General features: G+C 44.4%; 28 protein-coding genes. 9 read left to right on the forward strand and 19 right to left on the reverse strand.

Annotated features, from left to right (window positions below):
- Positions 1-2 precede the first annotated feature (2 nt).
- Positions 3-1859 (reverse strand): DUF4158 domain-containing protein, encoded by a 1857-nt coding sequence (locus GTQ43_RS03755; protein WP_265270872.1) that lies wholly within the window; start codon positions 1857-1859, stop codon positions 3-5.
- A gap of 182 nt (positions 1860-2041) precedes the next feature.
- Positions 2042-2944: a tyrosine-type recombinase/integrase gene (locus tag GTQ43_RS03760; protein ID WP_265270873.1), complete on the reverse strand. Its 903-nt coding sequence runs from the start codon at positions 2942-2944 to the stop codon at positions 2042-2044.
- A gap of 96 nt (positions 2945-3040) precedes the next feature.
- On the opposite strand from GTQ43_RS03760, the gene holA reads away from it, so the two are divergent.
- The 4 genes from holA to GTQ43_RS03780 all read left to right on the forward strand — a co-directional run bounded on the left by holA (position 3041) and on the right by GTQ43_RS03780 (position 5671).
- Positions 3041-4000: a DNA polymerase III subunit delta gene (holA, locus tag GTQ43_RS03765; RefSeq protein WP_265270874.1), complete on the forward strand. Its 960-nt coding sequence runs from the start codon at positions 3041-3043 to the stop codon at positions 3998-4000.
- Positions 3997-4632 (forward strand): AAA family ATPase, encoded by a 636-nt coding sequence (locus tag GTQ43_RS03770; protein WP_265270875.1) that lies wholly within the window; start codon positions 3997-3999, stop codon positions 4630-4632. The genes holA and GTQ43_RS03770 overlap by 4 nt, the downstream gene beginning before the upstream one ends.
- 22 nt (positions 4633-4654) lie before the next feature.
- Entirely contained in the window at positions 4655-4918 is a 264-nt protein-coding gene (locus GTQ43_RS03775) for a hypothetical protein (protein ID WP_265270876.1), read from the forward strand.
- A gap of 78 nt (positions 4919-4996) precedes the next feature.
- Complete coding sequence (locus GTQ43_RS03780; RefSeq protein ID WP_265270877.1) at positions 4997-5671, forward strand: hypothetical protein; 675 nt, start codon at positions 4997-4999, stop codon at positions 5669-5671.
- Positions 5672-5887: 216 nt separating this feature from the next.
- Here the strand turns inward: GTQ43_RS03780 and GTQ43_RS03785 are convergent, their stop codons facing one another.
- The gene (locus GTQ43_RS03785) at positions 5888-6145 is read right to left on the reverse strand and encodes a hypothetical protein (protein ID WP_265270878.1); all 258 of its coding nucleotides are present in this window, start codon (positions 6143-6145) and stop codon (positions 5888-5890) included.
- Entirely contained in the window at positions 6132-7046 is a 915-nt protein-coding gene (locus GTQ43_RS03790; RefSeq protein ID WP_265270879.1) for a hypothetical protein, read from the reverse strand. The genes GTQ43_RS03785 and GTQ43_RS03790 overlap by 14 nt, the downstream gene beginning before the upstream one ends.
- A 237-nt stretch (positions 7047-7283) precedes the next feature.
- Between GTQ43_RS03790 and ssb the strand changes: the two genes are divergently transcribed.
- The gene (gene ssb / locus GTQ43_RS03795; protein ID WP_029631537.1) at positions 7284-7667 is read left to right on the forward strand and encodes a single-stranded DNA-binding protein; all 384 of its coding nucleotides are present in this window, start codon (positions 7284-7286) and stop codon (positions 7665-7667) included.
- A gap of 73 nt (positions 7668-7740) precedes the next feature.
- Positions 7741-8160 (forward strand): hypothetical protein, encoded by a 420-nt coding sequence (locus tag GTQ43_RS03800; RefSeq protein WP_265270880.1) that lies wholly within the window; start codon positions 7741-7743, stop codon positions 8158-8160.
- 231 nt (positions 8161-8391) lie between these two features.
- On the opposite strand, the gene GTQ43_RS03805 is transcribed toward GTQ43_RS03800, so the two are convergent.
- Positions 8392-8682, reverse strand: a complete 291-nt coding sequence (locus tag GTQ43_RS03805) for a hypothetical protein (protein WP_265270881.1) — start codon at positions 8680-8682, stop codon at positions 8392-8394.
- 2 nt (positions 8683-8684) lie between these two features.
- Positions 8685-9647 carry a ParM/StbA family protein gene (locus GTQ43_RS03810; protein WP_265270882.1) on the reverse strand — a complete coding sequence of 321 codons (963 nt, stop codon included), beginning with the start codon at positions 9645-9647 and terminating at the stop codon, positions 8685-8687.
- A 642-nt stretch (positions 9648-10289) separates the two neighbouring features.
- Here GTQ43_RS03810 and GTQ43_RS03815 point away from each other — a divergent pair.
- Together GTQ43_RS03815 and GTQ43_RS03820 are read left to right on the forward strand one after the other, a co-directional pair.
- Complete coding sequence (locus tag GTQ43_RS03815; protein WP_265270883.1) at positions 10290-10526, forward strand: hypothetical protein; 237 nt, start codon at positions 10290-10292, stop codon at positions 10524-10526.
- 341 nt (positions 10527-10867) lie between these two features.
- A complete protein-coding gene (locus GTQ43_RS03820) occupies positions 10868-11089 on the forward strand; it encodes a sigma factor-like helix-turn-helix DNA-binding protein (protein ID WP_265270884.1) in 222 nt (73 codons plus the stop codon).
- Between the two features lie 374 nt (positions 11090-11463).
- Here GTQ43_RS03820 and GTQ43_RS03825 read toward each other — a convergent pair whose 3' ends face one another.
- The 4 genes from GTQ43_RS03825 to GTQ43_RS03840 all read right to left on the reverse strand — a co-directional run bounded on the left by GTQ43_RS03825 (position 11464) and on the right by GTQ43_RS03840 (position 16837).
- Positions 11464-12615: a ParB/RepB/Spo0J family partition protein gene (locus tag GTQ43_RS03825; RefSeq protein WP_265270885.1), complete on the reverse strand. Its 1152-nt coding sequence runs from the start codon at positions 12613-12615 to the stop codon at positions 11464-11466.
- A gap of 3 nt (positions 12616-12618) precedes the next feature.
- Positions 12619-13422 (reverse strand): ParA family protein, encoded by an 804-nt coding sequence (locus GTQ43_RS03830; RefSeq protein ID WP_265270886.1) that lies wholly within the window; start codon positions 13420-13422, stop codon positions 12619-12621.
- Between the two features lie 687 nt (positions 13423-14109).
- Complete coding sequence (locus GTQ43_RS03835; protein ID WP_265270887.1) at positions 14110-15321, reverse strand: RNA-guided endonuclease InsQ/TnpB family protein; 1212 nt, start codon at positions 15319-15321, stop codon at positions 14110-14112.
- 280 nt (positions 15322-15601) lie between these two features.
- The gene (locus GTQ43_RS03840; protein ID WP_265270888.1) at positions 15602-16837 is read right to left on the reverse strand and encodes a ParM/StbA family protein; all 1236 of its coding nucleotides are present in this window, start codon (positions 16835-16837) and stop codon (positions 15602-15604) included.
- Between the two features lie 525 nt (positions 16838-17362).
- Between GTQ43_RS03840 and GTQ43_RS03845 the strand changes: the two genes are divergently transcribed.
- Complete coding sequence (locus GTQ43_RS03845) at positions 17363-17668, forward strand: hypothetical protein (RefSeq protein ID WP_265270889.1); 306 nt, start codon at positions 17363-17365, stop codon at positions 17666-17668.
- Positions 17669-17933: 265 nt separating this feature from the next.
- On the opposite strand, the gene GTQ43_RS03855 is transcribed toward GTQ43_RS03845, so the two are convergent.
- The 9 genes from GTQ43_RS03855 to GTQ43_RS03895 form a co-directional block, all read right to left on the reverse strand.
- Positions 17934-19310 carry a dihydrolipoyl dehydrogenase family protein gene (locus tag GTQ43_RS03855; protein ID WP_265270890.1) on the reverse strand — a complete coding sequence of 459 codons (1377 nt, stop codon included), beginning with the start codon at positions 19308-19310 and terminating at the stop codon, positions 17934-17936.
- 134 nt (positions 19311-19444) lie between these two features.
- Positions 19445-20497, reverse strand: coding sequence for an alpha/beta fold hydrolase (locus GTQ43_RS03860; RefSeq protein ID WP_265270891.1), 1053 nt, complete (start codon positions 20495-20497; stop codon positions 19445-19447).
- A 48-nt stretch (positions 20498-20545) separates the two neighbouring features.
- Complete coding sequence (locus tag GTQ43_RS03865; protein WP_265270892.1) at positions 20546-20824, reverse strand: NAD(P)H-dependent flavin oxidoreductase; 279 nt, start codon at positions 20822-20824, stop codon at positions 20546-20548.
- A gap of 18 nt (positions 20825-20842) precedes the next feature.
- Entirely contained in the window at positions 20843-21013 is a 171-nt protein-coding gene (locus tag GTQ43_RS03870) for a hypothetical protein (RefSeq protein WP_265270893.1), read from the reverse strand.
- 249 nt (positions 21014-21262) lie between these two features.
- Positions 21263-21919: a VOC family protein gene (locus tag GTQ43_RS03875; RefSeq protein WP_265270894.1), complete on the reverse strand. Its 657-nt coding sequence runs from the start codon at positions 21917-21919 to the stop codon at positions 21263-21265.
- A 22-nt stretch (positions 21920-21941) separates the two neighbouring features.
- On the reverse strand, positions 21942-22088 hold the full coding sequence (locus GTQ43_RS03880; RefSeq protein WP_265270895.1) for a hypothetical protein: 147 nt from the start codon (positions 22086-22088) through the stop codon (positions 21942-21944).
- 79 nt (positions 22089-22167) lie between these two features.
- Positions 22168-23862 carry a GMC family oxidoreductase gene (locus tag GTQ43_RS03885; RefSeq protein ID WP_265270896.1) on the reverse strand — a complete coding sequence of 565 codons (1695 nt, stop codon included), beginning with the start codon at positions 23860-23862 and terminating at the stop codon, positions 22168-22170.
- A gap of 245 nt (positions 23863-24107) precedes the next feature.
- A complete protein-coding gene (locus tag GTQ43_RS03890) occupies positions 24108-25454 on the reverse strand; it encodes an epoxide hydrolase family protein (protein WP_265270897.1) in 1347 nt (448 codons plus the stop codon).
- A gap of 450 nt (positions 25455-25904) precedes the next feature.
- Positions 25905-26660, reverse strand: a complete 756-nt coding sequence (locus GTQ43_RS03895) for an aldo/keto reductase (protein WP_265270898.1) — start codon at positions 26658-26660, stop codon at positions 25905-25907.
- Positions 26661-26791: the final 131 nt, after the last annotated feature.

The raw sequence follows: 26791 nt of genomic DNA on the forward strand, positions 1-26791 counted from the left end.
CCTTAAACAACGGTTCGATATGCTTGTAGGTAACATCTGCACTGGGGCGTACACGAAAATAAACCAAAATGCCTTGTCCAGTTCAACCAATGCTCAACATTACAAAGGATTTCTAAGATACTGCGCTCCGGCATCAAAGCCCGAATTTTTGATTCTAATTCTTCCACTTCATCCGTTTGAGCTAGGGATGGGATTCTTTTAAGTACAGGTTCTCCGTCTTTATTGATGGTGAATTGTTTATCAACCGCACAAATCTCATCTACAACGAAAGCTACCTGCGCTAATTTATCTTGTAGGTGTTTAACAAAGTCATCCGGGTTAGCAGGAAATTCAAGTAAGCGACAGTATTCTTCTATCAAAGGTTCGCATTCAGCATGACTCAATAATTGTTCGCGGAAATCGGCATAACTTGACGAACCCACAACACACGCATCTGCTGTTTTAAATTCAGTTGCTAGATTTGAAAAGATGCAAATTTCTAACTGCTGACGAACCAAAACCTCAGCTCCATCAATTTCTTCTACAACTAGCGCACGCCAGTTACTACTAATAAAATCTAAATCAATGTCAAATGGCAAATACTTAGCACGTTTGTGTTGATTCTCTAACACGAACTTTAATGCTTCAATTACTGACTCATCAGCAGAAGTTGAGAGAATATCTAGAGAAGCCACCAAACTAAAAAGTGCTTTCCGATTGGCAGAATAGAACCGCCACATCAAAGGTAAGTGGTTGTTGGTGTTGTACGCCGCAATCTCATCCAACTTTTGCAGCAACAATTCTGTACCACCATGTTCATCCAAAATTGATTGCACCTGTTCTCCAAAAACAGCATTATCCTGAGTTTCTTTGGCTTTTGTAGATGCTTTTAATACTTGCCCAAAGGTAGCCAATAACTCTGATGTTTCAGTTAAATGTTTGTCGCGTAATTCCTGCAATCGCTGTTTAGCATTATTTTGAATCTTGAGGATACGTTTAATAAACATATCAACAAGATAATCACGGGTGTTAACCTGTGCCTCGTACAATAGACATAACAGCAACGTCCGACGTTTGGGTAAATTAATATCTTGAAATTCCGAGATATCCAAAGCCCTAGCCTGTGCTGCAAAATGTCTAACTTTGGTGATGGCAATACTTTGTAGCAGTCGCTTGGCATCACCAAAAGTCATGAGAACATCAAACTTACTTTGTAGGAGTTTCATCCCACTAAGTTTGGCACTTTTAGGTGGCGATTTTAGTAAATTAAGAGTGGGATTTTCATCTACCTCATTATCAGTAACTACTAGCAATTGGTCTAAATAAATCTGCTCGTTGATGGAAAGACCCTCAGAACAAAGTGCAAACAAGCGATTATTGACCATTGAACGAATGTGGCGAATTAATCGGTCAAGGGTACTAAATGCTGGTAACTCGTATCGTTCTTTAACTAATTCTTCAATGGCTACATTTATTAAATCAGCAGGGTGGTCTTTTACCTGGGCAGCTTCTGCAACTAATGCGGCTATTAATCTTTGACCTGCCTTATCATACTGTTTGACTTTCAGGTAATCCCGAATCGCCTGAAGATAAGTGTAGCGTTGGCGTTCGGATGGAATGGCTTTTACCCAATCTTGTAACTTTAAACACGACCGTAGATGTTTGATAACCGCAATTGGTACTAATTCGGGGTGGGGAAAATAACCAAGCCTTTGGAAGGATTTTAGCATGATCATAAAACTAAGAAATCCTTCGTGGCTCTTAGTTTTGGACTTTGCAAACTTGATTTCTTCGCTTTGTGGGGTATAAAGCTCTGCAAGCTCTTTTGGGTTAGGAAATTGTTTGAATTTAGGATATGCAGTACGGTCAATTAAGGTCATTCAGGTGATATTTAAAACATAAAAAATGCCAAAAACAACTAGATGGTGGTTGATCCCTCACTGTTCAACCCCATAGTATTTTATATTCTTTTGGATACAGATAATTAATTGAATTAATTTCCACACTTTTTTGATGAATAATGCTGTTTTTGGAGATAAAGAATAGGCAATAAATGTTGCTTCTAACTATCTGGATTTATCAGAATACTTAAAGCATGACGTGCAGCTGATTCTGATTTTTGTGAGGTAACTTTCTGATAACGTAAAGTGGTTTGAATGTTTTCATGTCCCATGAGTGAGCGTAACTCTTCTATACTGATTAATCCTACCCGTTCGGTAGCATAAGTGTGACGTAAATCATGGATGCGTACACCGTTTAATTCGGGATATGTGCTGGTGATTTTTCGCCAATAATCGTGGAATGTGTAGTAGCTAATTCTACTGACTTTCAGGGTGACTGGATGTTGTGCTGTAAACAGTGCGTCGATATTTTTATGGCGTGAATACTTGAAATATTGAGCTAGGGATTCGGCTGCATCATCACTATAAAAGCACCACTGTTGTTTGTTTCCTTTTCCCAATACCTGAAATTTCTGATTTTTGATATCTAGGTCTGATAAATTCAGGGCTAAAAGCTCTCCAATTCTGCATCCTGTACGATGCAATAAATGAATTATTGCAGACATCCGCAGGTCATATTTGGTTACTTCGTAGAGTATATTTAACTGTTCAGGTGTTAGGTATTTTATTGTATCGTCGCTTTTATGTTCGCCTTTTTCTCGTTGTGGGGGACGCTGTTTTAATCCTCGAATTGGGTTGGATTTTATATACCCTTGCTCGACGGCAAAGTTAAATAGGCTTTGCAGTATTGCTTGATGCTTATGGTGAGTTGTGTATTTTAAATGTGAGAGTGTATCTAGATACTCAACTAATGTTTGCTTACTGATAATTTCGATTGACCAACTTCCGTACTCTGTTAGTAAGCTTAAGAGAGTAATTTCGTAGGTTTTGATGGTACTGGGTGCTAACCCAGTTCGTTCTAAAAATTTGACGGCAACGGTGGCTAATGTGACAGCTTGCTTCAATGAAAAAAGTGTGTTTTTAGCAAGGTAATTAACTCTTATTTTTTAAACCACCGCTTAGGACTAACGCCTGACAATTCAATGTTTATCTAATCTATCATGACTGTATACCTATACTACGGCGAAGATAGCTACTCACTAAATCAAAAAATTGATTATTTAGTGAATCAAAATGTTCATGCAGAATGGAAAGCTTTCAATTACATCAAGCTATCTGGAAATGAGAAAAATATTGCTGCCAAAGTCTTTACTGAGGTTATGACCTTGCCCTTTGGAGAAGGTAACAAAATTATTCATACAGACAGCGACTCTCTAATTGGAAGTTTATCAAATGAAGATAATAACCAAGAACTTGAAAATCACCTTTCCCGAATACCTTCAAGCAACCTTCTATTAATTACTGGTAATAAAAAGCCAGATTCGCGCAGAACAGTAGTAAAAACTATCCTAAAATATGCCCAACAAGAAGAGTTTCCTCTCGTCCCAAGTTGGGATAAAAAGGGGATAGTTAACTTGATAGGAAAATATGCAGCCATCCATCAAGTTAAACTCACGCCAGATGTGACAGATTACCTAGCTGAAGCAATTGGGAATAACACTGCACGAGCCGATAGCGAATTTGCTAAACTTGCTGTTTATGCAAGCGAACAAATAATCTCTATTGAGGAAGTAAAATCTCTCGTTGGCAATCAGAATACTGACTACCTAAAGCTTACTATTGCTATGTTAAGAAACCATGCAAGTTTAGCAATAGTGCAGGTATCTAAACTACTAAATAATAATGAACACCCGCTCAAAATAGTAGCAACACTTACCTCTATTTTCCGCACTTGGTTAATAACAAAAGCTGGGGTAGAAACTAAATTATCTGATACGAAGATTGCAGAAATAGCGGAACTTAAAAATCCCAAAAGATTGTATTACCTCAAAGAAGAAGTCAAGTTTGTAGGCGTTCAAAAGCTTAAACACAGCCTTACTTTACTTGTACAACTCGAAGCCGAACTCAAAAGCGGAATTGACAACCTAACCAGTCGAATTGCTGAAATTTCTACGATATGAAAAACAACCCATTTACAGAAATCACCGGACAGCATACCGCCAAACTTCTCCTGACTGAAGCAATCGAACAGAATAAAATTGCTCCTGCATACCTATTTAGCAGTCAAGTTGAGGGAGTAGGGAAAGGAAAAACCGCTCTGGCGATTGCAACTGAGATCGCAGGAGAAAATAACCATCTAGACATCTTACAAATCAAACCAACCCATCTCGAAAACACCTCCCAGCAGAAAGGTATACCTGCTATTCGAGTAGAACAGGTGCGTGAGGTAATTGAATTTCTATCAACTAGTGCAGTCAAGTCCAAGCAAAAGGTGGTGATTATCCACGAAGCAGATATGCTCAACCCTACCGCCGCCAACAAACTTCTCAAGACGCTGGAAGAACCGAAAACTGGAACATTTATCTTGATCTCGTCCTATCCTCAAAAGCTATTACCCACTATCAAGAGTAGGTGTCAAATCATACCTTTCCAAAGGTTAACTGATGAGGAGGTTATCTCTGTCCTCAAAGACCAACAAATCGAGGTAACAGAAAAAATACTAGCTATCAGTTCAGGTAGTCCTGGTCAAGCGATCCTTTTTGTAAGGGTATATCTCACTGGAAAACAACAAGCTAGCTATCAGTTCAGGTAGTCCTGGTCAAGCGATCGCCAACATGACAATGTTAGCTTGCATCTCAAAAGAAATCACAAGTCAACTGGAAGTGCCTCCTGACGATATTCTCAACGCACTCAGTTTGAGTAACTCCATCTCAAGCTGGAATCACGAGACACAATTATGGCTGCTTACCTACCTGCAACACAACTGGTGGCAGAAATTAAAAAGCACTCAATTGCTAGCTAAATTCACCCAAGCAAGGAAGCAATTGCTGCATCACGTTACTCCTAGAAGCGTTTGGGATAACCTACTTCTGCCATAGCAAAACCCATCCATTATCAAAAAGCACTGCCAGTTAGAAGTATTTCTAGCTGGCAGTATTTATTTACACATAAAGAATATGAACCAGCAGCAAAGCTTATTCGATGTCGAAGAAACCATCCGTAACAGCAAAAGCCAAAAAGCTAGCGAAATTCTTACTCCTAGCACTAGAAAGATACTTCAGTTACTAACCAGCCAAGGGATTAATAAAGTTGTAACAGCCAGTCTACTTGATCTAGCAGGAGCAAGTCATGAAATTGTTCAATACATCGTCGGGCCAATTGTGACTCAGCAAAACGGCTGGCAACAGTCAATTCCATCCTGGGTAGGAAAAGCGATCGCAGTTGATAGATTAGATGCAGCATTAGAAGATATAGACAAGGGAGAAGTAGGTAAACTCGCTTCTAGCAGCGAAGTTGTTGCACTGATGATGCCAATTGCTTTTGAAGTGCCGCTATCATCCGAATGGACAGATGTTTACCTCTGGGCAAGTTATGATGCCCTCGTCAGGCACAGACCTTTCAAGAATTTCAACTACGAAAACCTCTGGGAGAAGATTGGTACAACTCCGGTTTCGTATGACAAAATCCGCTCTGATTATGAAACCCTGGCTACTGATATCCGCTCCCGTGTAGTCAAACACGCGGCGAAAGAAGGATGGGGTAAAAAGTCGTCAAATAAGAACAAACACCCTGTTACAGCAACTTCAACAGAAAGTAATACTAAGATGGAGCAATTGTCACTGTTCTCATAACTAATTGTTAGTACTTTTTTCAACACTCTTCCCAAAGCCCTTCCTCTCCTTCTCTGTGAGAGGAGGTAGTTATTCTTTATAATAAAAATTACCTAATTTATGACACTGATTGACATAAATTCGTCTTGCTGAATCACTCGCTCTCAAGTCCTGACGTAAAAGTAATTTAAACGATTTTTCACGCTCTTTAAATTCCTTTACTGCCACAAGCATTTCTTATGATATTACAGGATTTTCATAAGTAGAAGAAAGTTCCTCACTTGATGAATAAATCTTTAGTTTATTGCCAGCAGCTTGAGTTAGAAGTCGCTGAGTGTTATACGAACGCCACAGACCTAACTTCTCACGCTGTAGTGACTCAATTTCAACTTCACCAATTCGGTTTGGAGTACTGCGCCGCACGTAGACAAAACAACCTTTATCAGCTGCTATAGTTAAACTCACTTTCAGACCATTACCATCAAAATAAAACAACTGTTCGGTCTTGCCAACGTTCTAAATGAGACTCGATACAGAAGTAATCAGGTAAATCAGCCACCTGAGATTCATCATCAAGGAATAAATCACTCTGGCTTTCGATAAAACTGGAATCCAGACCTATAAACTGTTTGAGAAAAACAAGCGTTTTCCCCCAACGTTCGTGTCCCTCAGTTTCAAAAGAAAACGCACCTTCTGAATACTGCGAACCGTACTTCTGTTGGAGTTGGGCAACAGCCTCTTGATTGATATCACCCTGCCAATCAGATTCAGTAAAAAACTCTTTTAAAATCTCTTGTAAATAGATGGGTGAAAACTCATTAACATCTGGAGATTCATCATCAAAATCGTCTTCATAAGTATTAATAATAAATCTATCTAAGTCGATTTCTAGCTCTTGCTTTCTATTAACTGGCAGTAATGATTTAGCGTCTTCTAACCATAGAGGAAAATCTAAATAAGGATGGCCTTTGGCTAAGTAAGAATCACCTAAATCTGCTAAAATTTCAAGCGCGATAGTCCGGGCAAAATACTTATCTTGTGGATGCACGCATATTCGGTCTAGTTCCTTATCTACTAGCATCATGGTAATTGCTAGTAGGGCAAACCATGACGCATCGTGCAAACAAGTCGGTAAATCAGCAATTAAATCTACTAATTTCAGTTCTAGGATTTCTACCCAAACGCCTATCCTAGTTGTATTTGAAACATCACAAAAATGCTCTACATCTTCTCCAACAGATGTTTCTCCTAACCAGGTAAGATTTTCTACCTGCAAAAAAGATGAGTAGTCAGAAGTCAGCTGGTTTTGGCTATCCTCATCCGACTGTATCCACATCAAAGCCAAAAGCATCAGCTTACAAATACTTACTCGCTTCAGGAGAAGATATTCAAGCATAAGTCATTATTTATAATTTTTAGATGCATACCACGCTAATTGCGATACCACCATAGCACAGAGTAACTTGTCGTTCCCTAGTAAAAACCACAATTTTACGATAAACAAGGACAAAAAATAACTCATAAGTATGAATAAAAAAGAATGTGGTTTAAATAAAACAACTCGTCAAAATAATAAATCCTGAAAGAACTAATGCTGACGCAGCAATAAGAGAAATATATAAATCCTCGCGTTATGAACTATATCAACAAAGTCATGCTGGTTGGCAGATGCGGACAAGAACCTGAGCTGAAATACTTCGAGTCCGGTGCAGTTAAGGCTTCAATCTCTATTGCAGTCAGACCACCCTACAGAAGTGAACAAGCCCTTTGGTTTGATTTAGTCGCCTGGGGAAATCAAGCAGAAGTGATTGGAAATTACGTTCGTAAAGGAACCCAAATTGCAATTACTGGCGAGTTTGGATTTGATCGTTGGGCAGATAAAAATTCTGGGACTATGCGGCAAAAACCCGTAATTACAATCAACGCTATTGAATTGTTAGGTTCACCCCGTAAGGAAGAATCTACATCCACTTCTGCACCAAACGAAACACAGACTGTAGCTAACGCAAATTTCTAGGAAATTACAAATCGCCTATGCAGTATAAATCGTAGGCGATAAATCATCTAATCAATCTACAAATAAAACGAACATGATTCATAATACTGCAACTATCAATCTTAAGTCAGTGAACACTACCCACGACAAAGAAGGTTCTTTGATTGCCTTTGGGATCGCCGAATTCTACTACCGTTCCAAGGAAGGAGTAGTTGCTGACGAGATGCCATTCCGTTCCAAGGGCGCACCCGCCGTCGTTATTAACGAACAAGGGGAAGGCGTACACGGCACAGCAGAAGGATATCTCGATTTGCTAGTTGATAACAGGGGTGATTACAAAGAAAAGATTGCCACATTCGTAATCAGAAACTTTATGTCAGCACAACCCATCAACGAACTCACCCAGGTTAGTAAAACCCCTGACTCGCCAGAAACTCCCGATTTTGCCAAAGAACTACTCGAAGATAACGTTACTTCGACAGATGAAGATTTAGACCAAGAACCTCCGTTCTAGACCAAATTAACTGAATAATGCTAGTACATACAGGCTTACTTGTTGGTACTGGCATTATTTTTTTTACAGAAATCCGGAATAAAAATCCACTGTTTGGTAAAATCGCTGACATCAACTCATCTTATATAGTACATAAATACTAAAATACTTACACAAGAGCTAGATTTAAAACTTTTTTGACATAATTACCCCCACGGGTTGGGAATTGCCGTTGCCAACTTCATCTGACGGTTACAATTCAAAATCAAGACTGAATGTTTCGCCATCAGGATCTTCTGGTTTTGGGTCTGGAGATGGCTGGGGATTCGGCTGGTCTTGTTTGTTTGACTCAGTATTAATCGGCGTAAAAACTACTTGTTGTGCGGGTAATCCACCCTTTATGAAAACAAAATAGCAATCAATGATAAAGTAAAGCGTCTCCAGGTAACTTTTACCTAGTTGTTGGGACTCTGCAAATATGCGTTCTCGGTAGTTATCTTTGAGCCGAATTTTTACCGGAGCTAAGTCTTGTTTATCTGCCATTGTTATAACTTAAGAGATGTAGATGCTGGATTCTTGCTGCTAATGGTTTTTGCCATTTCTAAAAGCCCAAAGACATTCGCTTCCACCGGGTTTTCCAGGATTTTGAAGCCATTCTTTTCTAACAACTTTTTAAATCCTGGTAACAGGCAGCCTCCACCTATCGCCCAGATTTCATCCCCTTGGTGCTTGGCATCCAGTGTTAGATTCACTACTTTCTTCAAGTATTTTTCATACCAATCTTTTAAACTTGCACTATATATATCTTTGATATCGATGTCACGGCTGTACCTGGTATGCCCCATTTCCAGACAAAATCGGATTTTGGAGGCATCCCCGATTTTCCCCCCATTTAGATGTTTCATTTTTTGGGAGATATCATCGATGAGAACTTCTACACCGATGGGGTAAGCAGTGTGAACTTCTCGCTGACCCCGGTTGTAACGAGAATACAGGGTTGTTCCATTGCCAAAGTCTAAAATTGTTAATTTTTTCGGCAGTTGATGCCCAAATAATGCACCCATCCCCTCTAGCACAACTTTCAGCACTTCTACTTTCACTTCTGATTGTTTGCCAGCAAGTATCGGCTGATATTCTCCATTTAGTACTTTTTGCAATTCGTTAGCCAGACCAACATCATGTAAGCTGACAACTAATTTTAAGTGCCAAGCCTTACGGTGTGGCAGATGTGCCAACGCACCGAATAATGTCAACAACGCATTATTGACTTTGTTTTCATTGTTATCCGTGTTCCGGTCAAAATGATAACCTGTACGGAAAGCTGATTCCCCGACTGTGTAAGCACTACCGTTAAAAACTACCCTCCCTGGTACATCCTCCATGTCGGCTGTGGAAATATAGCTGGGGACACGAACAACTTCAAAGCCATCGACTAAAAGTTTTAGGCTTCCGTAACCATTATCAAAGCCAGCAGGAAAAATTTTTTGCAAGGCGTGAATGTTCGACATAGGGATCAAGTCAATACGTTTTGATTTGTGAAAGTTATCTGTTCAGATTATCTAGGGGAGCAGGAAAGCAGGGGAGAGAAGAATAACTTGCTATGAGTCTTTCCCCAGAACTCTACCCCTTCCTTCTCTAACCTCAAGAGCTTATCATAGCCCCTTGGGGGTTAAGTGGGGTATAAAATATCAAACAGCTAAATATACCCCATAAAGCCCCTATAAAGCCCCCACATAGGTGTCAAATTCTCATTAAAGTCCTAATCTATTTTTGGGGTACATATAGCCCCCATATAGCCCCCATCGGAATTTTTGAAATCTTTTCTATGAACGTAGTAGAAATTAACTTACAAAAAATAGAGAAAAAGGAATAGAAAACTTTAGTTGTGGATCTAAGCTCACTTAAAAAAATATTTATTCCGAGACGCATAGCGCGAAATACTAAGCGTCCTTGCTTCAATCCCGCGTTTCAAAACGTTGGTTCCCTACACCCTCTAAAATAGTTGACTGTTTGATTTATACTCTACTGTCAATGTCTTTGTTATAAGGGAAATACCGAAAACCCTTGAGAAACAGCAACACAGTTGCGTTTTTCGTACTTCAGGCAAAGGATGAAGGCTAAAAAAGGCGTTTACGCCTGAGCCATCTCAAGTGCAACGACTAGAGCGTTCCCCAACTAGGGCTGAACTAGCTGCCGAGGTAAATAAAATAGAAGCACAGTTAACCCAAATTCAAAAGCTTGGTCAACTGGCTAAACAAAAAATGATTACCACTAACCGGAGGTTGGCGGTTGCGGTAGCTAAAAAATGTCGCTGGAGTAACCTGGAATTTCTGGATCTGATTGAAGAGGGAGCAATAGGTTTGGTTTTATGCTGTGGAGAAGTTTGACCCCTAATTGGGGATATAAATTCTCTACCTGTGCATACTGGTGAATTCGGCAGACAATTACAAGAGCAGTTGCAGGACAATCGCGCACAATTCGCTTACCTCATGACCTGACCAAAAGATTGATACAAACCAAAAAAGCACACATAGAACTTTTTTCAAAGCTTGGGACGAAAGCCCACAATTACAGAAATTGCTGAGGCTGTTAACGCATCTCCTAAGCAAAGAAAGCGAATACCTAAGCGCATTTCGTCCGCTAGTCTCTTTAGAGCTAGGAATCTCAGAGGAGCGATAAACTCAACTGCAAAAGATATTATCTCGGCACAAGAGTACGTTGCCTTAGAATGTCTATGGTCAGATTTGGAGAATTCGTTAGCTCCCTTGAAACCAAATCAACGTCAAGTCTTAACGTTACAGTTTGGACTGGAGGAACAGGGCAAGCAACTGTAAAACAGATTGCACAAAGGCTCAATCTCAGTCATTCCAAGGTACGCTCTGCTCATGGACAAGGAATGAAAGCTTTACGACGTGAGCAAGACAGGATTAAAGATTATTTGGTTTTTTGAAACCTATTTATGTCCAAGGAGAAGGAATCGCTATTGTAGAAAGCACTTCTTCCGTACTCACTCTAATAGCAGTTTGCTCAGAGTTGGGGCATTGAACTTTAACTTGGATGATTGAAGATCGTCCATTATATTCTCCTACTACAGGCTCACCCGTAAACTCACAAAGTATCCCCTCTTGGCAGTGTCAGCACTCAAATATAATTCGGCTCACTGCTTTGTCGCAGTCTAGAAATCTCACATGCTGAAACCGTTCGGCTGATAATTCTGGTTTGACTCTGCGGGATTCAGGCGAAAGCCATTTGAGTAGTTTAGATAGGCACTCATAGATTACATGGACATCTCCGGTTCAGTGAACTAAGTCGGACAAGATAGTATTAGTCCAACTTTTTCCGAATCTCTTTTGCCTTAGCTTCTAATACAGCCAATAAATCTCTCAGTTGCTCTTGCTGGATATCTTCGACCTTAGTTGCTGAGACATCTCGAATTAGAGAACTGATTTGGTGACTTGGTTTAGGTTTTGTTTCAGGAGCATGTTCAGCAATAGTTTGGGCAACTAGAAAACGAGTTTGAGCGACTGTTAGCCTTTCTTGCAAAACTTGTGATGTAGCATCTTGTCGGATTTTAAGAGCTTTAGCTTCTTCAACTTTTAAATTTTTAGAATTTAGTTTTTGGAGTGATCGGGCATGGTTTGCACCAAGTCCTGATTCTCTAATCGCAATTTTTAAGTCTTCTGAAAGCCGTAAACAAGGAAAGACATTTGCATCTACTGATGCTGGATTTTGCTGAAAACGTAGTAATAACAGAAGAATACTTTGTTCTATTTCGTCTAAATTAAATTCTTTAATGCCTTCTGACTGCTCTTTTCTAGTTAAAATAACCAATTCAGTTAACTGGGGCAAAAGTTTTTTTGCGTTTAATCTAGCTATTGCTCTCCTAAGTGCTCTAACTACTTCTTCCTGTTCAAATTCCAAAGCTAACTTAGCCTGTTGAATCAAACCTTCGGCTAAATCTAGCTCATTCAAGCCTTCTCGGTGAAGACTAGTTAATAAAGTGCGTGCATGTAATTCCTCTTCAGAAAGAACTTTCTGAAGCATCACTGCATCTAGTGTTTCAATTTCTGGCTGTAACTCTTCTGCAACGGATCTCCATCTCCGTTCTCCATCAAAAATGATATTTCCCGGTAGTAAAATAATCGGCTGTTGTTGCCCTTCCTCTCTAATGGAAACAGCCATACTCCGAATACTATCCGAAGTAAATGTTTGCCTTGCTTGTTTCGGATTGGGTCTTACTTCACTATAGTGAATTTTAAAAATTCCAGATGCTTTCAAATGTTCTCGTAGGTCTTCAATAGTTTGATTGAGGAGTGTACGTTCTTCTTCAGCAAGCTTTCCCTGTGCTTGTTCATCTTTTAATCTTGTAATCTCTGCCTGTAAATCTTCTACTCGTTCTTCAAGCCCAAATATCTGTTGTGAATCAGCAGCAGAAGCAAACATTCCAAGTACACTCGGGTTGTTTAATTTTGTCATCGATTAACCTCTTATTAGCTTAAGTTCGTTAACTAGTGCATCAACAATTGGCATAAAATCTCCTCTTGCCTCTTTGCCCGGTCTGTAAATCCCCAGAGGTAGCCCTCTACCAGAAGCATTAAGAATATCAGCTGATTCTCGAATTGGGCTAAAATACTGAATTCCCAAATTCTTACAGACTAGGGGAAGTTCCTCAACAATACTTCTATGCGCTCCCCAATCACTTTTCCAACGAGTAGGAACTATACCTAATATTTTCGGAGTCGGTTTCAATCTCAGCCGCTTGCAGTTGAAATAGTACCACTCAATCATCGCCGCAGCACTTTGAGAAGCCTTGTATTCAGGTTGAATGGGAATTAACACGTGGCTAGAAGCTGCAAGAGCAGTCAGTGGTAAAGGCTCTAATGTTGCAGGACAATCGATAATTACAAAATCGTGAGATAAGGGATAATCACTCAACCGATCTGCAAGAGTATAAGCTCCACGCAGATCCTTTGAAACTTCCCGAATTGTTTCGTGTAATTCTTTTCCGCCTTTACAAACTTGAATTTTGTCAATCTTACCTTGCCAAGCTGTAACTAAAGGCCAGTTCCCATTGAAATCTGGATGGTAAACATTAGCCATTGTTCCCTGAGTTTTAAATTCTCCTAATCCGCAAAATAATGTCAATGATTCGTTAGGATCGATGTCTAATAGTGCCACTGAATAGCCACGAACACCCAATTCATACGCAAGATTGTATGAAATAGTACTTTTCGCCACTCCTCCAGCGTTTGTCTCAATCGAAAGGGTCAAATTGGCAGGCATAATTTTTTCTCTTTCTTGATTACTATATTTCCGACTCCCAGTCATGAGATAACGTTATATCAGTTTGTGCAAAGAATTTTGAGATAATGTTATATCATTTTTCTGATTTCTCTAACAAGGATTGCTATCAACACAGATGTTGACTGCAAGTAATATCGACCTAGCGACACAGATTGCCCAGCGTGGAATTGTACACAAAAAGAAATATACACCGTCCAAGAGATATTCACTCAGCACTTGCTCAATCAAACAGTTCCGTAGAAAAGCACTATGGCTTTTGTGCAAGCTGGTTATTGAGTATAAAAACCAACGGCATAATTCTAGTGTGATTTCAACCTTTAAAGCTGTGTCAATCAGCAGCTATTAATGCGACTTTTTTGAGCTTATTGAGAAGAAAAATCTTCTGTTGACATAATATAACCACCTTGCCATGAAGATTCTACGCTGAACAACAGTCTTTGTTCAAAGTGTACTTGATTGAAGCGGGATAACAATATTCTCTATCTACCTAATGTCATTATAAAAAGGGGCGCTGCCAACAAGGAAGTATTTTCAATCCCCTTAGAACTAGCTATTCTCACCTAACCACGAGTAATCGGCTCATTATTGCAGTGGTTATTGAGAAGTTACTTGACATCCTCCCACCGCTATACCAGGAGTACCTGATATAGCGGGGGATTCCAAAGATCACTCTTTGGGTTTCCTCTTTCCACGACCCGACTTACTTGGAGGGATTTCTCCACCCATGCAGAGGTCGATGTCTCCAGAGGCGATTAACGTTCCTGTGTGCCCCACAGTACGGAGTCCAATCTCAAGTATGTTCCGCGCCGCGTTCCAGTCCCGGTCAAGGGTTAGCCCACAACGAGGACAAACATGAGTTCTAGTGCTAAGAGATTTTTTAACAACTTCACGACAGTTAGAACAATTCTGGCTAGTGAAATGGGGCGGGACTGCAACAGTTACCACGCCAAACACTTTACCGAAATATTCAACCCATTCACGAAACAGCGACCACGATGCATCACTAATTGACTTAGCAATCGCGTGATTCTTGACCATATTCCGCACCATCAAATCTTCATACACCACGAGGTCGTTAGACTTCACTACGCACTTTGCTGTTTTTACAGCAAAGTCTTTACGCTGGCGACTTACTTTGAGGTGTTTACGAGCAAGTTTATTTCTAAACTTGACTCTGTTGTTGGAACCTTTTTTGGACTTAGACAAACGACGTTGCAACCGCTTCAAAGACTTTTCTGATTTGCGAAGATGTCTAGGGTTAGCAACTGTTTCCCCGTTACTATCTGTATAGAAGTGGTTCAATCCCACATCAATACCAATAGTTTTACCAGTTGGTTCTCGTTTTTCAATGCGTTCTTGAGCAATACAAAACTGGGCGTAGTACCCATCGGCACGACGCACAACCCGCACCCTCTTAAACTGTTTAAGTTGGTAGAAGTGCAGGTCACGGGTTCCCCAGAGCTTGAAGGTTCCTGCCTTAAATCCGTCACTAAAAGTGATATACCTGCGGTCTTCGGAGAGTCGCCAGCCACAGGTTTTGTACTCAACAGAACCATGCGTTTGCTCTTTCTTAAACTTTGGAAAACCCTTCTTTCCAGGCTTACTTTTCTTGCAATTATCAAAGAACTGAGCAATTGCAGACCACGCTCTTTCTGCACTGGCTTGACGAGCCATCGAGTTCAGCTTGGATACCCAAGGGAACTCAGTATTAGCAGCAAGGACAGCACAGAACTTACTCAAGTCATATCGCCCAATTCCTCTATTTTCTATCCAGTATCTAAGGCAGCTATTACGAACGAAACGAGCAGTTCTAATTGCTTCATCAAGCTTTCGGTACTGCTCGTTAAGTCCTTCAAGTTTTGCCTCAAATACTAACATATTTACGTCAGATATATTGACGTAAATTATTTCATAGATTTGCGAAAAACTCAACTATTTCCTTTCCTCACTGACCCTCGGTCAGTTATGGTCAGGAACGTCTCGTTTTTCGCCCTCGATTCATGAGGCAGCGCGTTGGGCGGCTCCGCCGACTTGAAGCGACTGCCGTCTCGCCGCCAAATCACAGATTATGGCGGGAGCCTTCTCTCCGATTTAGGTAAAAAGCATCCCAGAAGTGTAGTTGCAGTCCTTGTAACTACACTACTTTTTTCTCAGCTAATCAAACATTCTCGTTCACAGCAATAAAGGTATTAGGTCGCTCACAAGGCGTAAAATTATACTTAGGTTTAACTTCTTCATCTGTACTACCTTCAGCGGATTTAGTTAGCAGTACAACCTCAGAGCGGGTATAACCAGTCAACTCATCAAACTGAATAATCATATACTGGTAGAGCGCCCAGACATCCGCCATCCGATTGCCAATACTAGAAGATATCTCATCAGGTATAAAAATGTTACCGTGCCAGGATATCTTAATTCCCTCTTTCTGGAAGTAAGTGTCTATTTCTGGACGAATGTAATCCGCAGTCCCTCCGCAAAACACCAGTTCTTCAATATCCTCATCCATCTTCGAGCGCAACCATCTGACGATCGCACGCCAATATTCATCTCTAGCAAGCAATAAAGCCTTGGACATCGACTCGCCATCAAGTTGAATTTCATCACCTTTGCGCTTGCGTGAGAGTTTCTGCATCACCTGGGGGTCACAATTAACTCCAGCTTCTACCAACACCTCGATAATATTGGGATTATCAGGGCTTAGTCCCGATGTCTTGGAAGTAAAATTATTCACCAGCCAAGACATACCAAAATTACTGGTTATTCCCGCGCCAATTGAACCACTCCTAAAGGTGAAAATACTTGCGTTGCGATAACCAAGCATCACATACATAGAAGCAGGCATATTATTGCCAAGCGATCGCCTACGGTGAAAAAATATCCCACTACCCTCAGAAGCTGCATCATAACGAAGCATTTTTACCCGCATCTTACCTGCTGGTGTATCAAATCCTTGAAACGCATCCTTCAACCGCACTTGTAACTGTTCCTTGTCTTGCATTTCACCGGGCGGCAGCAGGACACTCAAGTAAGCTGCAACATCATTACCCAGGTTCAACTTCTCTTTAGCCAGCCAAAATGCACCACAAATTTTAGGGACTGCTAATTCGTACTTTAGCTCCTTCAGCTGCGATATACCCCCAAACCGACGACGGGCAAGCTCTCCCAAGGCGCAATACTCATCACCTATTCCTACCCAAGTACGAGATTCAGGATTACCTTCTTGTTGAATGCTCTCAATCGAAGCTTTAGCAATATCTGCTACTTCTGAGTCGAAAAGTAAAACAACAGGCTTTCCCTCTGGATACTCTTGAACGATCGCCTTGGTTTTACTTGCACCCATGTCAATCGTAATTACTACCTTTTTTACGTCTGTTTTCTCCTTAGTTTTGGGCATATCTTTATCTTTTATTACCTTTTACTATCGTTCCCAATTTAACCGAAATGGGAAAAATACTGTGGTGCAAAACACTTTCTTTACAGGGTTTAACAGCTTTTTTACATAGAAAGTGCGTAGAAAAAAACTATTACGGCGATGTTCTTCGATGGCGCTACAGCATTCATAAGCTAATCGTCATTCATTTTTCCAGAATGATTCGCTTGTAGTAAGGGCTTTAGCCCTACTTTTATGCAACTTAAATGCTGATTAGCTTACTCAACTCCATTGAGTAGAGAGTCCACTGCAAACTGCCAGCAACCAAGTTCAAATTGCCACGGGGCTAACTGAAGTACCTCCATAGCACTAATACCAAATCCAAACCGTAGATTCTAAGTACACTAATGTACTAAAAACTGCTTTAATATTCACTGTCAAATCACCTCCTAAATCATGACTAAATTACCCCAATCACACCCAAATTCTGTATCAACTAAAAGTTGAATTATTAAACAAAATTAGCTTTTTGGCTGTAATTCAAACAATGTGATTGTCATCATTACACCCCGTATTACCTCAACCATCCCCGCAATTACCCCAGTAAAAAGTATCGTTATTGTGGAGTCTTGGGCAATAACAATAACAAGGTATGTCAGATGGGGTCAATTACACATTTGCTTTGCTGTCAAATTTTTGATCGCAGCTTTTACAGATGAGATACATGAAGTGATTATTCCAGGCGATCGCATTTCAGGAGATATTGCCGACAGCAACAGACAAGACAAGGATAGGAATTACACAAGTCTCACAAGCGAAAGCAGAGAATATGCTTTTTTCCAACACCTAGAATAATCCACAAAATGATTGATCTTGGGATAATAGAAAGATAATTTCGGGCTGCAAGTTGCCTCATGTCCCCAAAATCCATCATTCAACTCACCGAGAATCTAAAATCTTTGTACATCAAAACAGCCCCAAAATTAAAGGGAAGTGACCGACGACAATTCATGGCAGAAGTTGTCAAAGGATTAGGGATAGGTGGACAGACACTAGTGGAACAAGAGTTAGGATGGAACCGTCGGACTATCCATTTTTTTAGTCATTGGTTACTCCTTTGTTACATGTTGGGACAAGTTGGCATATCATCTCCAACGAGTAACCTTGCAAGACTGGGCAATGCCTCACCGTAAGTTGGGTGAATGTGAACCGATTGTTCGAGTACCTGCCACGTTGCTTTAGTTTCCATCAGCGACAAAAAGACATGCACGAGTTCAGCCGTTTCGTACCCAACCAGCGTTGCTCCTAAAATCAAATTCGTCTGGGTGTCGATGACCATGCGGTAGAAACCCAGATCGTGCCCCCATTCAATGCTACGGGCAATGTGAGCCATTGGCAGGGTGACTTCGCGGGCAGAGATACCCTGTTTCTGAGCCTGCTCTAACGTCATACCCACTCGACCCACTTGTGGCTCAGTGTAGACGGCATAGCCTAACACCCGATCGTTGCGTGTCCGGTGTTCGCCACACAGAATGGCTTTCAAGCGACGATAGTCTTCCCAAGAAACATGGGTAAAAGCAGGCTGCTTGGCAGCGTCCCCGATTGCATAAATTCCAGCGCAAGTCGTTTGAAACTGATCGTCGATTTTGATAAAACCCTGTGCATCTAATTCAATGCCTGTCACAGCAGAATTTAATGCCTGAGTATTCGGTTTACGCCCAGTTGCAATCAGCAATGCTTCCCCATTAAGTACTTCACCATTGTTCAGCGTTAGGGTAAACACACCGTTGGTATAAGCAACCTGCTGAACAGTCACATTGAAATGCAGTCCAATTCCATCTTGCTCAAAAGCATCAGCAAGCACAGCACTGACATCGGATTCTTCTTGAGCCAGCAAGCGATCGCCCCGTACAATCAATTCGACTTGGCTCCCTAAACGTGCTATCCCCTGCCCTAGCTCCAGGGCAATATAGCCACCGCCGACCACGAGCAAACGGGGCGGAATTTGCTGCAAATCAAAGAAATTTCGGTTGGTTAGATAAGGCGTTCCAGCTAAACCCGGAATGTCAGGAATAGTAGAGGATGTCCCTGTGTTGATAACAATGAGCGGAGCCTGCACCGTCACACCTCCTCCGCTCACAGTTCGCTCTCCGGTGAAAGCAGCTTCAGCGCAGATGACTCGAACCCCTGCACTCTCTAATCGCCGCTTGGTACCCTGGTTAAACTGGCTGCGAATGCTACGCACACGCTCCATCACCGCAGAAAAATCGACCTCGACCTGGGCGTGTATGCCTAACTTTGCCGCTTGTCGAGCGCGACCTGCGGCATGGGCAGCGGCTAGAAAGGCTTTAGAAGGTGTGCAACCATAGTTTATGCAACTGCCTCCCAACGCATCGCGCTCAAATAAAACGACGTTTCGGACTGCTTTGGCAAAGTCAGCCGCGAGTGGAACTCCGCCCTGACCGCTTCCAATTACAATTACATCTGCTGTTTCCATTGTTACCTCTGTTGATAACTGGTTATTACAGTTTGTCGAGTCCGACTGGCTTTGATTAAATCAGCTGCCTTCTCGCCAATCATGTTGATAGTGCTATAAAGGACATCCAAGAATTAAATTACTTAATCCCTACATCAAAAACCGTCAACTTCGACGATGGCCTTTGCAAACTCCTGGGGCGCTTCTTGCGGCAGGTTGTGCCCGACCCCGCCCTTGACGATCCGGTGTGCGTATTTGCCGGAGAATTTCCTTGCGTAGGTGCTGCTGTCGGGGTGTGGCGCACCGTTGGCATCACCTTCGAGAGTGATGGTGGGTATGGCGATCGCAGGGGCTGCGGCGAGTCGCTTCTCAAGATCGTCATACTTCGACTCGCCTTCAGCCAGACCGAGCCGCCAGCGATAGTTATGGATGACGATACCGACATGATCTGGGTTATTGAAAGCAGCCGCGCTACGCTCAAACGTCGCGTCATCGAAGTGCCATTGCGGCGAAGCAAGTTTCCAGATGAGCTTGTTAAAGTCATGCCAGTATTTTTCGTAGCCGGCGCGGCCCCGCTCCGTCGCGAAATAAAATTGATACCACCATTGGAGTTCGGACTGCGGCGGTAGCGGTGTCTTGTTGGCTTCAGGGCTGCCGATCAAATAACCACTCACGGAGACGAGCGCCTTGCAGCGCTCCGGCCAGAGTGCCGCGATGATGTTGGCTGTTCGCGCGCCCCAATCATAACCAGCGAGGATCGCCCTCTCGATCTTGAGAGCATCCATCAAAGCAATGATATCGACAGCGATCGCCGACTGTTGCCCATTGCGGAACGTCTCGCTCGAAAGAAAGCGCGTCGTGCCATAGCCGCGCAGATATGGAACAATCGCCCTGTACCCCGCCGACACCAACAAAGGAGCGACATCGACATAGCTGTGAATGTCGTAGGGCCATCCATGCAGGAGGATTACCGGACGACCATTGGCGGGGCCAACCTCAGCGTATCCGACATTTAGAACACCAGCATCGATCTGCTTCAGTGAGCCGAACGACTTGTTTGTCCCCGACTTCAGCATGGATAAAACTGCTGGTTTTGTTTTGCTTGATTGTGCGATCGCAGAACCGAATATACCTAGCTGTATAGTAGCAATGGTCATAGCCGCAGCGCCCAAAAAGCGGCGGCGTTGATGGTTGATTTTCTCGGACATTTCTCTTTTTCCAATTGGATTTAACTCAACTTGCTTTAATTGAATCGGCTATCTAGACATCGGTGTTTGCTGCTCAGGTGTAAGTTGATATGCTTCAACTGCTGGGGCAAACAAATTAACTCCAAAGGGTTGGTCTGTCAGCTCTCGAATTTGCCTGATAATGGAGCGAAGTTTGGCTGGTGGTGTGGCCGCAGCGCCATAGGAGCCAAGACCTCCTGCATTAGAAACAGCCGCAACCAACTCAGGTGTGGAAGCGCCAGCCATCGGAGCCTGAATTATTGGATGCGCGATTTTGAGCAAATCTATCAGTTCTTTTTTAGGCCACATAAGTATCTCCCACGCTTGCTAAACGATGCTTTCGGGGAAGGTAGCGAACTGGACGCCTTGTTTGCCCAGGTCGCGGATCTTCTTCACGACCTTCTCGACGGTACCCTGCCGACTGTACAGCACGGGGCTGATCTGCACGGCGGCAGCTTTAACAATCGTACTGGCAAGGATATTTTTAGTCTTTTTCATTGTTTTATAATTTAATTTACTGTTCATCCCAGGTGATAAAATTATCTCCGGTAACAGCCGATCTCCTCATCTGATACGGGGCAAAGGAACGCTGCCGACACATCTGGGCAAGTTTTGAAGTGAGGACGCGGACTCAGCGCAGCGACCTGAACGCCGCCCTGAGTTCCTGAGCAAAAATCATTGGCTTTGTAAGCCTCTGCTGCTACCTAGTCGCCGACGTACTCGGCAGGTGTGGCAACTCTGGCCGTATCACCTGGAAAGAACATGAAAAACCTTTTCCATGTAACGGTCAGCGGCGGCGGACTCTTCTGGACTGCTGCCATTCTGACGCGCACTCAGATAAGGCGCGTACCAGTCCCACCAATGATGCTCGGCGTGAGTTTTCTCGTAGCGATCGTGGTACTCTGCCGTCTCGCCAAGAAGGTTTGCAAGGGTTGCAATGTCCATGTCTCGTGCTCGCGTAGAGTTCCAAACGCGACCGGGAAGCCGCGTTTGGATTTCCTGGAGCAGCCAGAGGTTCCCGTCTGGGTCTTCGAACGAGGCAAATGAGAAGTAGGAACGACCTTGCGGGTCGCGCCCCAGGATGCGTGGGTTCTCCACGGCGTTGTTGAAGGGACCGCCGGCGTAGTGGAAGACCTCGCTCACGTTGACACCGCGAGCGATTAAGTCTTTGCGAGCGGCGTCGAGGTCATCCACGGCGAGGACCAAGCTGTGCGCCGAGCCAGAATTGTTCGGAGTGACTCCCTTGCCGAAGATGATCGAGGCTTCCGAGTTGTACGGCGTCATCTGCACGCCACGGAAGTCACCATCCACCACGTCGATGTCGAGCCGCCAGCCGAGATTCTCGTAGAATGCTTTCGCACGGTCAACGTCGGAAACGCTGAACACTACGACTTCGAGTTTCATGTTTGGACTGTTTACGCGATCGCTACTCATCTTGTTCTTCTTTAGGTTGATGGGTTTGATGTTCAGATTGGTTAGTTTTCATTCTTGGGCGATCGCCTTTGGCGGGTTGGGCTGCCTCCAATCGAAGATTGAAGGAACTCACGAAGCGAGTAGAGCGTAATCTGACCATCGCTCAATTTAGACCGCTCAAGTTCTTTGAGTTAACACGCGACTTAGATGTGTGTCCGCCAATGAAAAGTGCGGTGGTTTTATTGCACGCTTGAGTCTGTTTTTACGGTGGTTTGCAGCTGGTGTTCGAGATGTAAAATTTCCGCTGCCCGCTCCCCGACTATTACGCAGGGAGCCATCGTGTTACCAGTCGTTACTCGCGGCAGAATCGATCCATCAGCAATCCGGAGATTGTCGATTCCATACACTCTCAGGTTGCTATCCACCACCGACATGGCATCCTGGCCCATCTTCGCGGTACAGGTTTCGTGCCAGAAACTCGTTGCAGCATCCCGAATAAAACGTTCGAGTTCGGCCCCTTTCAAATTACCTGGCATCACTTCGCGCTTGACAAACGGACGAAGCGGAGCGGAGTTACCGACTTCGCGGCAGAGTTCTATGCAGGCGATCGCAGTTTTGAGATCATCCGCGTCAGACAGCGTGTTTGCATCAATCAGAATCGGGTCGGATGGATTAGCTCCCGTCAGGCGCAGACGGCCTCGGCTTTTGGGATGGGCAATCGCCCCGAATAATGTCCAACCTGCATCGGGTAAGCCAAACCGGACGGCATTCTCGGCACTGGATTTTGGCACCTCGGCCTGACAGACAAATAAATCTGGACTGTCAAGCCCGGACTGGCTGGTTGAGAAAAAGATTGCCTCGGACAAATTGTTTCTGGGTGCAAGAGCGTTTTCGTATTCCCAGACACAATCGAATGCAACATGGTCTTGAAAATTTTGCCCCACACCGGGAAGGTGCTGCACGACAGGAATTCCAAATCGCCGCAACTCAGCCTCATCGCCGATACCCGATTGCATCAGCACTTTCGGCGTATGGATTGCACCGAGCGACAGCACGACTTCGACTGCCGCACCAATGCGATAGATCGCGTCACGATAAGATATCTCCACGCCAGTGACCCGCTTGCCCTGGAACGTCAGCCGTGTGACCAGTGCATGACTGAGAACCGTCAGGTTTGGCCGATCCATATAAGGGAAAACGTAGGAGCGGAATATCGATTCGCGCTTACCATTGCGGACTAGCACATCGCTGATAGAAGCGCCCTTCGCCGCTTCCATCATACGTCCGTTCGGATTTTCAAAAGTAGGAATACCCACCACCCGCGCACCTTCAACCGTTGCGGGTGCGATCGGGTTTGGATCTGGCGCGGGCTGGACAAATACTGGCCCTCCCGTTCCGCGATACATTGGGTCTGGCACACCATGCCAATCTTCCAGGCGGCGATAAATCTTCAAGACCGATTCATAGCCCCAGGCTGGATCATTCACTTCAGCGGCGAAGAGATCCCAATCGCGCTGGTGTCCGCGTGCCCAAACCATGACGTTGATGCTCGATCCACCGCCAAGTACCTTGCCCATCGAGAACGGAATCGAACGATCGTTGACATGGGGATTCGGCTGTCCTTGGAAGCTCCAGTCGCGATCGCTTCCAAGATTCATAAACCATTGATTCGCGGTGACAACACTGGGTACATCATCGGTGCCGCCAGCTTCAAGCAGTAGAACGCTAACATCCGGGTTCTCAGCCAGTCTGCGGGCAACTACTGAGCCAGAAGATCCAGATCCGCAAACAATAAAATCGTACTGGTGTCTTAGTTCAGAGGTGAGCTTGTGCTGGTTGCTGCGGACGCGATCGGTGAAATTGTCATCATTACTGGTGCTACCCGGATCGTTGTCCCGTTCATGCTCAAATTCATTCTCAAAATTCGTTTTCATTGGGTCTACCTTGTTTTCAAAATCGAAATGATTCCGTTAGACCTGTCACTCGGCTCAAAATCGGTAGAGACGCTTAAGTTCCGCCACTTTCGGTCAGCCTCAAACCGTGCGATGTCACTCTGCTCCACCGCATGAGCAGCATTATTTCCGAGCAGAAGCCGCAGTTGTTAAAGAGTAGCAACGATTATGATTAATTTCTTGGGACACGTGCCGACCTCCTTGTAGTTACGTTCTTTCTAAAGCAGTCATTTTGACGCGCGCAGCGATCTGAACGCTGCCCTGAGTTCTTGAGTAAAAATCGTTGGCTGCTCCCACGCCGCGAAGTGTCCGCCCTTTTCCACTCGGTTATAGTGGATGAGTTTGGGATACGCCCGCTCTGTCCAACTTTGCGGGGCTGCATAGATCTCATCAGGAAAGACGCTCACGGCAACCGGAATGGCGACGTGTTTAGGGTCGAAAAAGACAAACTTATTCTCCCAATACAGACGAGCCGAAGAGACAGCCGTGTTCGTCAACCAGTAAAGCGTGATGTTGTCGAGGATGTCGTCTCGCGTCAGTCCCTCAGACTGTCCGTCAAAGACACGTGCGATGAGCGCATAGCTGCGTGCGTCGTGGTCGAGTATCCAGGCAGCCAGACCGATCGGTGAATCCGCAATGCCGTACAGCGTTTGCGGGCGGTTCGCCATCTCCTGAGCGTAGCCAAGTCCGTGCTTATAGAAAAAGTCGAGCTGATCCCACGCGTTCTTCTCTTCGGCTGAGAAACCGGATGGCGGTGGGTCGCCGAACTTGAGTGCTTTTGCAACATCGGCTGGAACAGTGGCAGGCATGTTGGTATGAATGCCGAGCAGTCCCGGAGGTGTCAGCAGGGCCATTTGCTCTATGACTGCATTCCCCCAATCACCCCCTTGCGCCACAAATCGCGAGTAGCCAAGGCGCTGCATCAGCACAACCCAGGCGCGTGCGATACGGGCAGGGTCCCAGCCGGTCGTGGTCGGCTTGCCTGAAAAACCATAGCCTGGAAGCGAAGGAATCACGAGGTCAAAAGCGTCGGCTGCATTGCCGCCATGTGCCGTGGGGTTGACCAGTGGCTCGATAATCTTCAGTTGCTCGATGATCGATCCGGGCCAGCCATGCGTGACGATGAGCGGCAAGGCGTTTTCCTGGTTCGATCGAACGTGAATGAAATGAATATCAAGTCCATCGATCGTGGTGATAAATTGCGGTAGAGTTTTCAGTTTCGCCTCAACCTTGCGCCAGTCGTAATCGGTTGCCCAATAACGCGCGAGTTTCTGAGTCGTTGCGAGCTGCACACCCTGCGACTGATCGGCGACCGTCTCCTTTTCGGGCCATCGCGTTGCTATGATGCGACGGTGGAGGTCGTCGAGTGCCGCTTGCGGAATGTTGATGTGGAAGGGACGGATTGTAGTTGTGTCGGTGTGCAAGGTTTCAAGTTGAGTCATGGTGGTCTCCTTTGGTGTTACTTTGCTGGATTGGGCATTGGCAGAACCGAATCGACCTAGCTGTGTAGTCGCAATGGTCATGGCCGCAATGCCCAAAAAGCGGCGGCGTTGTTGGTTGATTTTTTTAGACATTGATCTTTGTCCAATTGGGTTTAACCCAACTTGCTGTAATTGAACCGGCTGTCTGTTTCAAATGTGGGTATTAGTGTTGGTCTAGCCAAGAAAAAGCGGTTAGGACTCGCGCCAAAATAAGTTACCCAGTTTTACCTTAGAAAACAGGAAGAATGAAAGAGAAAATGTTGATTTAGCGTCTTTTCACCTTTTTCTATAACTTTTAAAACAGGTAAGTTATTTCTGCGCGGCTACTTAGCTTTATTTTCCGTCGATAACAACCGTTCACTTAGTCCGAGGAATGAATCCAGGCACGCCGGTATCGACCACTGCGTTGAAGCGGACTCTGGTCGTGATGCGGTCGCTAATTTCCAGCATAGCCTCTTTGGGCAAGGTCGAGATATCAAAGCTCTCTTGGATATGGCGAGGGGATGTCGAGGTGGTCAGGAGAGCGGTACCGCGTTGTACGGCCTAGGCCAGCACGACTTGCTCTGGGGTCCGGTGGACGAGCTGTGCAACGGCCGCGATTATCGGGTCTTCCGTAACTTTTGGCTCCATCGCATGACCCAGTGCGGCAAATGCGAGTAGGATAATACCCTGTTGCTGGCAAAACTCGAGGAGATCCCACTCGGGGAGATACGGATGGGATTCAACCTGCACCACGGCAGGCTTAATTCGCGCCACGGCAACGATCTCTTTCAGCCGCTCCAAACCGATATCCGATAAACCTATCGATTTACACCGACCGCCATCCACCAGGCGCTCCATCGCGTGCCATGTCTCCACCAACGTGACACCAGGATCGTAGATGATCTGGCCACGATCGTCCCTCGGTTCTTGTTCATCGCCCGGCTGAAAAGCAAACGGGGTATGGATAAGATAGCAATCGATATAGTCGATTTGTAGTCGCCGGAGACTTGCCTCGAACACAGGCTGGACCCGCTCTGGACGATGGTTGTTGTTCCATAACTTTGTGGTGACGAAAACGTCCTCCCGCTGGATTCCCGCTGCCTTGAACACCTCTTGCATCGCCTCGCCGACGACGGCTTCGTTGCGGTATCGCTCCGCGCAATCGAGATGCCGAAATCCCGCTTCCAATGCAGCCTTGGTTGCTTCCTTGGTCGCGAGAGGATCGGGGATGAGTGTTCCAAACCCGAGCGCCGGCATGGCGCCAGATCCATGAGTGAGAGGTATTGTCGTATAGCGAAGCGTGTCTTCGGTAACCATGTTTATACTCCTTGTTTTGACGTGACGAGATACGGGAAATCTTGGAAGGTGTTGCAACGAAGATCCGGACTAGTGACGGAGCAAGACTCAGTCCCCCAGGCCGAGGAGCGAATCACGTTGCAAAAGTTTCC

Origin of the sequence: Nostoc sp. KVJ3, from assembly GCF_026127265.1 — a bacterium.
Taxonomy (GTDB): domain Bacteria; phylum Cyanobacteriota; class Cyanobacteriia; order Cyanobacteriales; family Nostocaceae; genus Nostoc.

Excerpts from the sequence above, each read along its gene's own strand:
- GTQ43_RS03770 (WP_265270875.1), top strand. The coding sequence starts at position 3,997 with ATGAAAAACAACCCATTTACAGAAATCACCGGACAGCATACCGCCAAA.
- GTQ43_RS03885 (WP_265270896.1), bottom strand. The coding sequence starts at position 23,862 with ATGAAAACGAATTTTGAGAATGAATTTGAGCATGAACGGGACAACGAT.
- GTQ43_RS03880 (WP_265270895.1), bottom strand. The coding sequence starts at position 22,088 with ATGGTCAGATTACGCTCTACTCGCTTCGTGAGTTCCTTCAATCTTCGA.
- GTQ43_RS03875 (WP_265270894.1), bottom strand. The coding sequence starts at position 21,919 with ATGAAACTCGAAGTCGTAGTGTTCAGCGTTTCCGACGTTGACCGTGCG.
- GTQ43_RS03790 (WP_265270879.1), bottom strand. The coding sequence starts at position 7,046 with ATGCTTGAATATCTTCTCCTGAAGCGAGTAAGTATTTGTAAGCTGATG.
- GTQ43_RS03775 (WP_265270876.1), top strand. The coding sequence starts at position 4,655 with ATGACAATGTTAGCTTGCATCTCAAAAGAAATCACAAGTCAACTGGAA.
- GTQ43_RS03755 (WP_265270872.1), bottom strand. The coding sequence starts at position 1,859 with ATGACCTTAATTGACCGTACTGCATATCCTAAATTCAAACAATTTCCT.
- GTQ43_RS03835 (WP_265270887.1), bottom strand. The coding sequence starts at position 15,321 with ATGTTAGTATTTGAGGCAAAACTTGAAGGACTTAACGAGCAGTACCGA.
- GTQ43_RS03870 (WP_265270893.1), bottom strand. The coding sequence starts at position 21,013 with ATGAAAAAGACTAAAAATATCCTTGCCAGTACGATTGTTAAAGCTGCC.
- GTQ43_RS03810 (WP_265270882.1), bottom strand. The coding sequence starts at position 9,647 with ATGTCGAACATTCACGCCTTGCAAAAAATTTTTCCTGCTGGCTTTGAT.
- GTQ43_RS03780 (WP_265270877.1), top strand. The coding sequence starts at position 4,997 with ATGAACCAGCAGCAAAGCTTATTCGATGTCGAAGAAACCATCCGTAAC.
- GTQ43_RS03840 (WP_265270888.1), bottom strand. The coding sequence starts at position 16,837 with ATGCCCAAAACTAAGGAGAAAACAGACGTAAAAAAGGTAGTAATTACG.
- GTQ43_RS03830 (WP_265270886.1), bottom strand. The coding sequence starts at position 13,422 with ATGCCTGCCAATTTGACCCTTTCGATTGAGACAAACGCTGGAGGAGTG.
- ssb (WP_029631537.1), top strand. The coding sequence starts at position 7,284 with ATGAACTATATCAACAAAGTCATGCTGGTTGGCAGATGCGGACAAGAA.
- GTQ43_RS03890 (WP_265270897.1), bottom strand. The coding sequence starts at position 25,454 with ATGTCTAAAAAAATCAACCAACAACGCCGCCGCTTTTTGGGCATTGCG.
- GTQ43_RS03820 (WP_265270884.1), top strand. The coding sequence starts at position 10,868 with ATGTCTATGGTCAGATTTGGAGAATTCGTTAGCTCCCTTGAAACCAAA.
- GTQ43_RS03800 (WP_265270880.1), top strand. The coding sequence starts at position 7,741 with ATGATTCATAATACTGCAACTATCAATCTTAAGTCAGTGAACACTACC.
- GTQ43_RS03805 (WP_265270881.1), bottom strand. The coding sequence starts at position 8,682 with ATGGCAGATAAACAAGACTTAGCTCCGGTAAAAATTCGGCTCAAAGAT.
- GTQ43_RS03860 (WP_265270891.1), bottom strand. The coding sequence starts at position 20,497 with ATGTCCGAGAAAATCAACCATCAACGCCGCCGCTTTTTGGGCGCTGCG.
- GTQ43_RS03825 (WP_265270885.1), bottom strand. The coding sequence starts at position 12,615 with ATGACAAAATTAAACAACCCGAGTGTACTTGGAATGTTTGCTTCTGCT.
- holA (WP_265270874.1), top strand. The coding sequence starts at position 3,041 with ATGACTGTATACCTATACTACGGCGAAGATAGCTACTCACTAAATCAA.
- GTQ43_RS03865 (WP_265270892.1), bottom strand. The coding sequence starts at position 20,824 with ATGTGGCCTAAAAAAGAACTGATAGATTTGCTCAAAATCGCGCATCCA.
- GTQ43_RS03895 (WP_265270898.1), bottom strand. The coding sequence starts at position 26,660 with ATGGTTACCGAAGACACGCTTCGCTATACGACAATACCTCTCACTCAT.
- GTQ43_RS03855 (WP_265270890.1), bottom strand. The coding sequence starts at position 19,310 with ATGGAAACAGCAGATGTAATTGTAATTGGAAGCGGTCAGGGCGGAGTT.